The following is a 10,857-nucleotide window of genomic DNA, read 5'->3' on the forward strand; positions in this document are numbered from 1 at the left end:
TGTCGGACGGCGCGGGTAGCGTCGACAGAGTGGTCACCGCCCTCTACCGCCGCTACCGGCCGGAGACGTTCGCCGAGCTGATCGGCCAGTCGCACGTCACCGATCCGCTGCGCACCGCGCTGCGCGCCGACCGGGTGAACCACGCCTACCTGTTCAGCGGCCCGCGCGGCTGCGGCAAGACCACCTCCGCCCGCATCCTGGCCCGCTGCCTCAACTGCGCCGAAGGCCCCACCGACACCCCCTGCGGCGTCTGCGCCAGCTGCGTCGAACTCGGTCGCGGCGGTCCCGGCTCCCTCGACGTCATCGAGATCGACGCGGCCAGCCACAACGGCGTCGACGACGCCCGCGACCTGCGCGACCGCGCCGTCTTCGCACCCGCCCGCGACCGCTACAAGATCTTCATCCTCGACGAGGCGCACATGGTGACCTCGCAGGGCTTCAACGCGCTGCTGAAGATCGTGGAAGAACCGCCGGAGCACGTGAAGTTCGTCTTCGCCACCACCGAGCCCGAGAAGGTCATCGGCACCATCCGGTCCCGCACCCACCACTACCCGTTCCGGCTGGTGCCGCCCGCCCAGATGCTCGCCTACATCGGCGAGCTCTGCGTCACCGAGGGCGTCGACGTCGAGGCGGGCGTGCTGCCGCTCGCCGTGCGGGCCGGCGGAGGCTCTGTGCGCGACACGCTGTCGCTGCTCGACCAGCTGATCGCCGGCTCCGACGACCGCCGCGTCTCCTACGACCGCGCCACCTCGCTGCTCGGCTACACGAGTTCGGCCCTGATCGACGAGGTGGTCGACGCCGTCGGCGACCGCGACGCCGCCGGTGCGTTCGCCGCCGTCGACCGCATCGTGCAGACCGGACAAGACCCGCGGCGCTTCGTCGAAGACCTGCTGGAGCGGCTGCGCGACCTGATCCTGGTCGCCGCCACCGGCGAGCAGGCCGGCGCCGTGCTGCGTGGCGTCCCCGCGGACACGATCTCCAGCCTGGTCGTGCAGTCCACCCGCTTCGGCCCCGCCGAACTCTCCCTGGCGGCCGACACGGTCAGCGCCGCACTCGACGAGATGGTCGGCGCCACCTCGCCCCGGCTGCAGCTGGAGTTGATGCTCGCCCGCATGCTGGTGCCCGCCGCCGACACCGGTCAGCGCGGAGCGATCGCCCGGCTGGAGCGACTCGAGCGGCGGGTGGGCGTGGAATCACCCGCTGCGCCCGTGACCGAGCGTCCCGTCTCCGCCGAGCAGGGTGCGCCCCTCGATCGGCCGGTCACCCCTCCGTCGATAGCGCGATCGACCCCGCCCGCTGCGACGTCGGTACCGCCCGCGTCCGAGATCCGCACATCGGTGCCGTCCGGCGACCGCGATGACCGGGGCGCCTCCGACCCGCAGCAGCCGTCTCGTCCGGCAGCGGTGCCATGGCGATCGGCGCCGGCAGCAGCGTCTGCCGCGGTCGCCGACCCAGGGTCCGTCGAGCAGATCGCGTCGCCCGCGACCGTGGCGTCGGCGTCGGGCACGGTCGGTGTCACGCTGCAGCACGTGCGCGACGCCTGGCCGCAGATCCTCGAGACGGTGCAGCGGTCCAAGCGCAGTGCCTGGGCGGTCGTCTTCACCTCGCATCCGCGTGCCCTCGACGGCGACGTGCTCACCATCTCGTTCGTCAGCCGCGGCGACGTCGAGACGTTCCGCCAGACCGCTCCCACCGGCGGGGTCAGCGAGGTGCTGCGCAGCGCGATCCTCGAGGTGCTGGGCGTACGCGTCAAGTTCCGTCCCCGGGTCGACGGCGGCGAGCCGGCCTCCACCCCTGAGCAGCCCGAGGCGCCCACCGCACCGACGACGCAGGCCGTGCCGGTCGCCGCGAGTGAACGCTACGGCGAGTCGGTGGTGCGCGAGATCCTGGGCGCCAGCTTCCTCGAAGAGACCGCCGTCGTTCCCGCTCGGGAAGGCTGAGACCCGTGTACGAGGGCATCGTGCAGGAGCTCATCGACGAACTGGGCAGGCTGCCGGGCATCGGCCCCAAGTCGGCGCAGCGCATCGCGTTCCACATCGTGCAGACCCGCGAGTTCGACGTCTCCCGCCTGGGCGAGATCCTGATCGACGTGCGCGAGAAGGTGCGGTTCTGCGCCCTGTGTGGCAACGTCGCCGACCAGGAACGGTGCGGCATCTGCCGCGACCCACGCCGCAACGGCACCGCCATCTGCGTGGTCGAGGAGGCAAAAGACGTCGCCGCCATCGAGCGCACCCGCGAGTTCCGCGGGCTGTACCACGTGCTCGGCGGCGCCCTCAGCCCGATCGACGGCATCGGGCCGGACGACCTGCGCATCCGCGAGCTGTTGCAGCGGCTGGCCGACGGCCAGGTGCAGGAGGTGATCCTGGCGACCGACCCGAACATGACCGGTGAGGCCACCGCCACCTATCTCTCCCGTCTGTTGCGGGGGGTGGGCGTGCAGGTCAGCCGCCTCGCGTCGGGGCTGCCGGTGGGCGGCGACCTGGAGTACGCCGACGAGGTCACCCTGGGCCGCGCCTTCGAAGGCCGGCGCCTCGTCGAACAGTGATGGGGCGCAGCGTGGCGGGCGCATGCTGATTCCGATCGGCCGGGGCGTCTCCCTGGAGGTCGCGGACGCGGGCTCCGGTCCGGTGATCGTGCTCTTGCACGGCTGGCCCGTCACCTCGCTGCACTGGCGTCACCTGATCCCGCCGCTGAACCGCGCCGGCTACCGCACGCTGGCGATCGAGTTGCGCGGACTCGGCGGTACGTCCACCGGCCCAGCAGCGGGGAGTGCCGCCGATTCGCACGCCAAGCCGCTGCTCGCGAGGGAGGTCATCGCCGTGCTCGACGCCCTCGGCGTGCGGCGCACCGTCCTGATCGGCCACGGGATGGGCGGCACCGTCGCCGCACTCATGGCGGCCGCGCAGCCCGCACGCACCGTCGCCCTGGTGCTGGAGGAGGCGGTGCCGGCTGGGCTCGCCGTTCCGCTGCCGCCGCCCGCACCGCACCGGCCCGACTGGCATGTGGCGCTGCTCCGCGCCCCGCACGGCGTGGCGGAGGCGCTGCTGCCCGGCCGCTTCGACGTGCTGGTCGACGCCGTGCTCACCGCAGCAGCCGGTCCCGCCGGGCTCGACTTCGACGCCCACCTCGCCTACGTGAGCGCCTATCGCGGCGACGATCGGCTCGCGGCGACCCTGGGCCTGTTCCGCAGCGAGGCGGAGGACACCGCGGCGATCCGTGCCGCCGCCCGGCGCCGCACCCGCATACCGGGGCTCGCCATCGGCGGCCGGTTCGGTTTCGGCGGGGCGACCACCGAGGCACTCGCGCGGCTGGTCGCCGGCGCCCGCGGCCTGCTGGTCCCCGATGCGGGCGCCTATCCGGTGGAGCAGGCCCCCGACGCCACCGCCTCCGCCCTCATCCAGTTCCTGCGCGCCGTCTCCTAGTAGGCGCTGCCCTGACCGGCGCTTCCCCGGTCCCCAACCGGTTCGCGCGGTAGCTGCGCCTTTGCGCGGTACGCACACCTCCCGCGCGAAGGCCGCAGTTACCGCGCGAGGCGCACGCACATCTGCGCACGCACCTCCGCGCCCGCGCACTCCGCCCGCCCGGGGCCGCGCGAGGCCCTCGGTACACTCGTGGCCGCCGGGCCGGTCCGGCAGCGGAGTCGAAGGCGTGGCGTGGGTCTGATCGTGCAGAAGTTCGGCGGCTCGTCCGTCGCGGACGCCGAGAGCATCAAACGAGTCGCGAAGCGGATCGTCGAGACGCGCAAGGCCGGCAACGAGGTCGTCGTCGCCGTGTCCGCGATGGGCGACACCACCGACGAGCTGCTCGACCTGGCCCACCAGGTCACTCTGCTGCCGGCGCCACGGGAACTCGACATGCTGCTGACAGCCGGCGAGCGCATCTCCATGGCGCTGCTCGCGATGGCGATCCGCAGCATGGGCCACGATGCGCGGTCGTTCACGGGCAGCCAGGCCGGCATGATCACCGACGCGTCGCACGGTGCGGCCCGCATCGTCGACGTGACGCCCGGCCGCGTGCGCGAGGCCCTGGACGACGGAGCGATCGCCATCGTCGCCGGGTTCCAGGGCTTCAACCGGGCCACCGGCAACATCACCACGCTCGGCCGCGGCGGGTCCGACACGACCGCTGTCGCGCTCGCGGCCGCCCTGCACGCCGAGCTCTGCGAGATCTACACCGACGTCGACGGCATCTACACCGCCGACCCCAGGGTCGTTCCGCGGGCCAGGCCGATCCCCAGGATCACCAGCGAGGAGATGCTGGAGCTGGCCGCCGGAGGCGCGAAAGTCCTCTATATCCGTGCCGTGGAATACGCTCGCCGGCACGGCGTCACCCTGCATGTCCGCTCGTCGTTCAACAACCGGACGGGCACGATCGTCTACAACCCGCCGGCACCCGGGCTGGACGAGAACGGAGCACCCGTGGAAGAGGCGGTCATCGCCGGCGTCGCCACCGACCTCGGCGAGGCGAAGATCACGGTCGTCGGCGTGCGCGACGAGCCGGGCAAGGCGGCCGAGCTGTTCACCGTGGTGGCCCGCGCGGGCGCGAACATCGACATGATCGTCCAGAACGTCTCCGCCGCCGCGACCGGGCTGACCGACATCTCCTTCACGCTGCCCAAGGGCGATGCGCAGGCCGTGCTCGCCGCCATCACCGCCGAACAGCAGCGGCTCGGCTATCTGTCGTTGCAGCACGACGACCAGATCGCCAAGCTGGCGCTCGTCGGCGCCGGGATGCGCACCAACGCCGGCGTCTCGGCCCAGCTGTTCACCGCGCTGTCCGAGGCGGGCATCAACATCGAGATGATCTCCACCAGCGAGATCCGCATCTCCGTCGTCACCCGCGCCGACTCGATCGACGCCGCGGTCCGCGCCGTGCACACCGCCTTCGGCCTGGACGGCGAGGACGAGGCAGTGGTCTACGCGGGGACCGGCCGATGAGCGCGCCGGGGCTGCGCGTCGGCGTGGTCGGCGCGACCGGCCAGGTCGGCACCGTGATGCGTCGCCTGCTGGCCGAACGCGATTTTCCGGTGGAGCACATCCGCTTCTTCGCCACGGCGCGCTCGGCCGGAACCCTGCTCCCCTGGCAGGACGGGCAGATCGAGGTGGAGGATTCGGCGACCGCCGACCCGAGCGGCCTCGACATCGTGCTGCTCTCCTCCGGGGCCGCCTCGTCGCGCGAACTGGCGCCCCGATTCGCCGACGCGGGAGCGACCGTCATCGACAACTCCTCCGCCTGGCGGATGGATCCGCGTGTGCCGCTGGTGGTCAGCGAGGTGAACCCGCACGCCCTGAGCGGCGCGGTGAAGGGCATCGTCGCCAACCCGAACTGCACGACGATGGCGGCGATGCCGGTGCTGAAGGTGCTCGACACCGAGGCGGGGTTGATCCGGTTGACGGTCAGCACGTATCAGGCGGTGTCGGGCAGCGGGCTGGCCGGAGTCGCGGAGCTGGCGGACCAGGTCGAGCGCGCGGTCGGCGACGGCGACATCACCCGCCTGGTGCACGACGGGCAGGCGGTCGACCTGGGCGCGCCGGCGAAGTACGTCGCGCCGATCGCGTTCGACGTCATCCCCTTCGCGGGCGCGCTGGTGGACGACGGGTCGGAGGAGACCGACGAGGAGCAGAAGCTGCGGAACGAGAGCCGCAAGATCCTGGAGCTGCCCGACCTGCCGGTCTCCGGCACCTGCGTGCGGGTGCCGGTCTTCACGGGCCATTCCCTGTCCGTGAACGCGGAGTTCGCCCGCCCGATCTCGCCCGCCCGGGCTCGGGAGCTGCTCGCCTCCGCCCCCGGAGTCGAGCTGGCGGACGTGCCCACGCCGCTGACCGCAGCCGGCCGCGATCCGAGCTATGTGGGCCGCGTCCGCCGTGACGAGGGGGTGCCGGACGGCCGCGGCCTGGCCCTGTTCATCAGCAACGACAACCTGCGCAAGGGCGCGGCTCTGAACGCGGTGCAGATCGCCGAACTGGTCGCCGCCCGATCCCGGGTCGCCTGAGAACGCACACCCGTCGCCATCTCCGTCGGAGGCTCGCGGTCGAACCCTCCGGGACGGGTCGCAAAGCGAGTCGACGGTAAACTCGCCCGATGGCCACCGATGAACCCGTCGACGTCGTCCTGATCGGCGGCGGCATCATGAGCGCCACCCTGGGCACGATGCTGCACCGGCTGGAGCCGGACTGGTCGATCCGCATCTTCGAGCGGCTCGGCGACGTGGCGCAGGAGAGCAGCCACCCCTTCAACAACGCGGGCACGGGCCACGCCGCCCTGTGCGAGCTGAACTACACGCCGGAGCGTCCGGACGGCTCCATCGACATCACGAGCGCCGTCAAGGTGAACGAGCAGTTCCAGCTCTCCCGCGAGTTCTGGGCGGGCCTCGTCGACGCCGAAGTCGTCCCCAAGCGCACCGGGTTCATCAACTCCACCCCGCACATGACCTTCGTCCGCGGCGAGAAGAACGTGGACTACCTGCGCCGCCGGTACGAGACGCTGCGCCAGCATCCGCTGTTCTCGGCGATGGAGTTCTCCGAGGACCCGGCGGTCATCTACTCCTGGGCCCCGCTGCTGGTGCTCGGCCGCGAGCGCGACGAGCCGATCGCCGCCACGCGCACCGTGACGGGCACGGACGTGGACTTCGGCGCGCTGACCCACACCCTGATGGACGGGCTGACGCAGGCGGGCGCCGAGCTGGTGCTGAACACCGAGGTCACCTCGTTGAAGCGCGGCAAGGACGGGCTGTGGAGCGTGCGCACCCAGCACCTGGTCGGCCGTACCTCCAGCACGGTGCGGGCGCGGTTCGTGTTCGTCGGCGCCGGCGGCTGGGCGCTGAAGCTGCTGCAGAAGGCGGGGATCCCGGAGGCGCGAGGCTTCGGTCTGTTCCCGATCGGCGGGCAGTGGCTGCGCGCCGACGACCCCGAGGTGGTCCAGCAGCATCAGGCGAAGGTGTACGGCAAGGCCTCGGTCGGCTCGCCGCCCATGTCGGTGCCCCACCTGGACACGCGCATCGTCGACGGCAAGGCGTCACTGCTCTTCGGGCCCTATGCCACCTTCTCGCCGCGGTTCCTCAAGAAGGGCAGCCTGCTCGACCTGCCGCTGTCCGTCAGGCCGCACAACCTGATCCCGATGCTCGCCGTCGCGAAGGACAACTTCCCGCTGCTGAAGTATCTGATCAACGAGCTGCGCAAGACGCGCAAGGCCAAGTTCGCGTCACTGCAGGAGTTCTTTCCCGAGGCCGATCCGGCCGACTGGCGCCTGCTCGGCGCGGGGCAGCGAGCCCAGGTGATCAAGAAGGATGCGAAGAAGGGCGGCGTGCTGCAGTTCGGCACCGAGGTGGTCTCGGGTGCGGACGGTACGATCGCCGGCCTGCTGGGCGCCTCGCCGGGCGCCTCGACGGCCACCGCGATCATGCTCGACATCCTGCAGCGGTGCTTCCCCGGGCGCATGGCGACCTGGCGGCGCGGCCTGACGCACATGATCCCCACCTACGGGTCCATGCTGAGCGACGACCCGCGCGCCGTGCAGCGAATCCATCGGGCCACATCCGAGTCGCTGGGACTCACAGCGTAGACCAGTTCGACTCCGATTCGATTTGGATTTGCGATCTTCTAGTAATCGTGTTCGAATACCGGTATGCGGTGGAGCGGGCAGGCTGTGCAGGCCGAGCAGCCGCAGGCGCTGCCGGGCCTGACCAACACCGCGGGATTCGTCCGCAGTGTGCGTACTCCGGAGTTCGCGGGTATCACCTTCCATGAGGTGCTGGCCAAGTCGGCGCTGAACCACGTGCCGGGCGTCGGTACCGGCATGCCGTACGGCTGGACCATCAACCCCTACCGCGGCTGCTCCCACGCCTGCGTGTACTGCTTCGCCCGGCCGACGCACCGCTACTTGGACTTCGTCGACGCCGGCGACTTCGACCGCGAGGTCGTGGTCAAGGTCAACCTGGTCGAGGTGCTGCGCGGCGAGTTGCGCCGCTCCTCCTGGGCCGGCTCGGTGGTGGCGCTCGGCACGAACACCGATCCGTATCAGCGGGCGGAGGGGAGATACGGGCTCATGCCGGGCGTGATCCAGGCGCTCGCCGAGTCCGGCACCCCCTTCAGCATCTTGACGAAGGGGACCTTGCTGCGCCGGGACATCCCGGCCCTGGTCGACGCTGCGGAGCGCGTGCCCGTGCACGTCGCGATGTCCATCGCGATCTATGACGAGGTACTGCAGCAGGCCGTCGAGCCTGGCACGCCGTCTGCCGCGGCCCGTCTTGCGACGGTGCGCGCGGTCCGGGATGCAGGCCTGCCGTGCGGTGTGCTGCTGATGCCGGTGCTGCCGTACCTGACCGATTCGATCGAGCACCTGGATGCGGCGCTCGCCCGGGTGCGCGAGGCGGGCGCCTCCACGGTGCAGTGGTCGGCCCTGCATCTGAAGCCCGGCGTGCGCCAGTAGTACCTCGCCTGGCTGCACGAGCAGTACCCGCAGCACGAGCAGGCGTACCGCCGGCTCTACGCGGATGGGGTGTACGCGCCCAAGCCCTACCGCACGTGGCTCGCCGACCGCATCCGTCCGCTCGTCCAGCGGCACGGGCTGACGGTCGGCACCGTCGCCCTCACAGCCGGAGTAGCGCCGTCGGCCGGAGTAGCGCCGTCGCCCCGAGTAATAGCACGTCGCACTGCCGTCACCGCGCAGACATCGACGCACGCTCCGCCGCCGCTGTTCTGACCTCGGGCAGTCCTCTCGCCCTCTGCTGCCGGCTGTTCGACAGGGCCTGATCCGGCAGGCACTCTGTCTGTCCCCAGATGGAGGGTGAACCGGCGATTCACCGGTTCTGAGGGGGTGCTGCGGGGTACAAACGTACTGACCGGTCGGCGTACCCGACCGGCGTGACCCGTTCGGGCGCCCGCCCGATGGCGAGTAGACGAGGACGCTGTGGTGAGCTGGGATGACAGGACCGATGATTATCGGTCTATCGGTGCCGTTCCGACCGTGATCGGGGGATCGGCGACATCGGCGCGACGTGAGTCGTTGACGAGTGGCACCGCCACGCTGCCCGCGGAGGAGCGGCGCGTGCGGGTGGCTCTGCTCGACGACCACGAGGTGCTGCTCGACAGCATCGTGTCGTGGATCCGCGGCAACGCGCACGACTTCGAGGTCGTTCTGGCGGCGACCACGTGGCTGCAGATGGTGCACAGCCCCAGCTTTCCCACGGACCTCGTCTTCCTGGACGTGCAGTTGAAGGAGCCCGTGTCCATCGAGGCGCGGGTGCGTACCTGCCGCGCGGCGGGCGCCAAGGTGATCGTCCTGACCGGGCTCGACACCGCCGACCTGCGGGACCGTGCGATGAAGGCCGGCGCGTCGGCGTTCCTCGGCAAGAGCCAGCCGCTGCACGAGGTGATGTCCATCGCACGCGAGATCACGGGTGTCGGCGGCAGCGCGCAGCAGGAGTCGTGGCGTCCGCTGCCGCAGGTGGCGGTGCCGGTGGAGAAGCCGCGCCTGTCCGTCGGCGAGGAGGAGGCGCTGCGGCTGTACGCCAGCGGCCACAGCACCAACGAGGTGGCCTCCGAGATGAACGTGCAGTACGAGACGGCGAAGACCTACCTACGCCGTGTGCGGGAGAAGTACGCCAAGGCCAAGCGGCCGGCCAGCCGCAAGTCCGACCTGATCCGTCGCGCGGCCGAGGACGGGTATTTGCAGTAGCAGGCCCCTGCAATAGCGGGGCTGTCTGCATCCCGCAGGAATTCAGGAGATTTCGAGAAGCGGGCGCCCTGCGGGCCTGTGATGTCCTGAATAACGAGGGATTTCCTCAATTCCTCGTCGTCGCGACGCCGCCCCGCGGCCTGCGCTGCGGCTGCGGAAGGGGCGCCGTACCCTGGACGGACGATGGCGAAGCTCTATTTCCGCTACGGCGCGATGAACAGCGGCAAGAGCACGGCGCTGCTGCAAGCGGCCTACAACTACGCCGAGCGCGGGCAGCAGGTGCTGCTGACCAAGCCGTCGGCGGATCTGCGCGGCGACCGCGACATCGTCTCGCGGCTCGGCGTGACCCGCCCGGTGCACTTCGTGATCGGGCCGGACGACGACGTGCTGCAACTGTTCTTCGCCGAGCGCGCCCGGGTCCTGGCCGAGACCGGCGGCGGGGTGTCGTGCCTGCTGGTGGACGAGGCGCAGTTCCTGACCACCCAGCAGGTCGATGATCTGCTGCGCATCGCGGTCGTGCAGGGCACCCCGGTGCTCGCCTACGGCATCCGCACCGACTTCCGCACGGCCGCGTTCCCGGGCAGCCGCCGCCTGCTGGAGGTGGCGCACAGCCTGGAGGAGCTGAAGACGATCTGCCGGTGCGGCCGCAAGGCGATCTTCAACGCCCGCCGGGTGGGGGAGTCGTTCGTCTTCGACGGTGCCCAGGTGGCCATCGACGAGCAGGACGACACCAGCTACGAGGCGCTCTGCGGCGAGTGCTATCTGGCCGAGAGCGGCGGCGTCCTGCTGTCGGAGGATGTGGCTGCGGCGCGCTGACCGCGGGCCATCAGGCCGACCCTCCGATCGCCGCGGGAGATCGCCGCCGATCTGCAGCGGACCCTCGCCGACGAACTGGAACGCGACCCGGCTTTTGCGGGCGACGGAACCCTGCTCGCCGCCTTCTTCATCGCCGGCTACGGCACGGTGCTCGTGGAAACCGCGCGTCGCCGCATCGCCGGAGAGTCGCCGGGCACGGTGCGGAACGACCATCGCGAACGCCTGGACCGGCTGTTCGACGCCCTCCGCACCGGAGTCGTCCCTCAGCCCTGAGGGTCAGCGGGGCTGATCGGTGAGCCACATGGTCGGGGTAGCGGGATTCGAACCCACGACCTCCTCGTCCCGAACGAGGCGCGCTACCAAGCT

The 10,857-nt window shown here is 71.0% G+C and carries 8 protein-coding genes and 1 pseudogene; all 9 read left to right on the forward strand.

Annotated elements, in window-relative coordinates; translation table 11 throughout:
• Nucleotides 1-29: 29 nt before the first annotated feature.
• A complete protein-coding gene (locus ACFE7H_RS11670; RefSeq protein ID WP_375401406.1) occupies nucleotides 30-1,940 on the forward strand; it encodes a DNA polymerase III subunit gamma and tau in 1,911 nt (636 codons plus the stop codon).
• 5 nt (nucleotides 1,941-1,945) lie between these two features.
• Nucleotides 1,946-2,545: a recombination mediator RecR gene (gene recR, locus ACFE7H_RS11675; RefSeq protein WP_375401407.1), complete on the forward strand. Its 600-nt coding sequence runs from the start codon at nucleotides 1,946-1,948 to the stop codon at nucleotides 2,543-2,545.
• 22 nt (nucleotides 2,546-2,567) lie between these two features.
• Nucleotides 2,568-3,422 carry an alpha/beta fold hydrolase gene (locus ACFE7H_RS11680; RefSeq protein ID WP_375401408.1) on the forward strand — a complete coding sequence of 285 codons (855 nt, stop codon included), beginning with the start codon at nucleotides 2,568-2,570 and terminating at the stop codon, nucleotides 3,420-3,422.
• A 231-nt stretch (nucleotides 3,423-3,653) separates the two neighbouring features.
• Nucleotides 3,654-4,937, forward strand: a complete 1,284-nt coding sequence (locus tag ACFE7H_RS11685) for an aspartate kinase (protein WP_375401409.1) — start codon at nucleotides 3,654-3,656, stop codon at nucleotides 4,935-4,937.
• Nucleotides 4,934-5,992 carry an aspartate-semialdehyde dehydrogenase gene (locus ACFE7H_RS11690; protein WP_375401410.1) on the forward strand — a complete coding sequence of 353 codons (1,059 nt, stop codon included), beginning with the start codon at nucleotides 4,934-4,936 and terminating at the stop codon, nucleotides 5,990-5,992. Before ACFE7H_RS11685 ends, ACFE7H_RS11690 begins: the two co-directional genes overlap by 4 nt.
• An 89-nt stretch (nucleotides 5,993-6,081) precedes the next feature.
• Entirely contained in the window at nucleotides 6,082-7,560 is a 1,479-nt protein-coding gene (locus ACFE7H_RS11695; protein WP_375401411.1) for a malate:quinone oxidoreductase, read from the forward strand.
• A 63-nt stretch (nucleotides 7,561-7,623) separates the two neighbouring features.
• Nucleotides 7,624-8,700: pseudogene (locus ACFE7H_RS11700) on the forward strand (Rv2578c family radical SAM protein).
• Between the two features lie 303 nt (nucleotides 8,701-9,003).
• On the forward strand, nucleotides 9,004-9,675 hold the full coding sequence (locus ACFE7H_RS11705) for a DNA-binding response regulator (RefSeq protein WP_375401412.1): 672 nt from the start codon (nucleotides 9,004-9,006) through the stop codon (nucleotides 9,673-9,675).
• A gap of 183 nt (nucleotides 9,676-9,858) precedes the next feature.
• The gene (locus ACFE7H_RS11710) at nucleotides 9,859-10,491 is read left to right on the forward strand and encodes a thymidine kinase (RefSeq protein ID WP_375401413.1); all 633 of its coding nucleotides are present in this window, start codon (nucleotides 9,859-9,861) and stop codon (nucleotides 10,489-10,491) included.
• Nucleotides 10,492-10,857: the final 366 nt, after the last annotated feature.

Source organism: uncultured Amnibacterium sp. (genome assembly GCF_964250715.1).
GTDB lineage: Bacteria > Actinomycetota > Actinomycetes > Actinomycetales > Microbacteriaceae > Amnibacterium.